The sequence below is a fragment of the Polaromonas sp. P4_H1 genome (genome assembly GCF_056400945.1).
The window spans coordinates 1-595 of sequence record NZ_JBFUKG010000097.1; the positions used below are offsets into that span (position 1 = coordinate 1).

Sequence of the window (595 nt, forward strand, 5' to 3'; positions counted from 1 at the left end):
CAGATCATCATAGCGATCGACCAGAAGATCGCGCAAAGTCGCCCAGCTGGTTTCAGTCACGGGAGCTGCCCTGCGCGCACGGGCCGACAGCCGCTGGCATTATGCGACGGGCGCGACACAACAATCACGGTCGCTGGCTGCGGCAGTCCGTCCGGTCGCTTTTGCCCGACTTCCAATGACTCAAGTCGCATGGCAAACGCGGGGGCGCGGTCGCCATCGCCCGTTGTATCGAGCAGCACCGCATGCTGGACGCTGCCGGTGGGACCGATCCACATTTGCGCGGCAACGCGATATGGCCCCCTAGACTCGTCATCGTAACTGCACATCACCCGCCCAAGTGCGGACTGCAGCGCCGCGGAAAATGATGCGTATGGATCCGGACTATCTCCGACCTGGCGACCGGGCGCTTGGTGCGGCAACAGAGTGACGGCGCCGCGGTCCACATAGCGGACATCGAGACCGCCTGCCGCCACCATCCGGCGCAAGGCGATCGTGGGATGAAACATGCCACTGACAGGTGAGGCGTAGCGGCCTGCAAGAAGATCGTCATCTACCAGAATTTCGATACCGGTTACTCGCGCATAGACGACGAGGG

Annotated in this window: 1 protein-coding gene; it reads right to left on the reverse strand. The window is 62.7% G+C overall.

From position 1 onward, the window contains the following. Window positions 1–56: 56 nt before the first annotated feature. On the reverse strand, window positions 57–595 hold a 539-nt coding region (locus AC1DS5_RS25300), incomplete at its 5' end, for an STN domain-containing protein (RefSeq protein WP_477720994.1).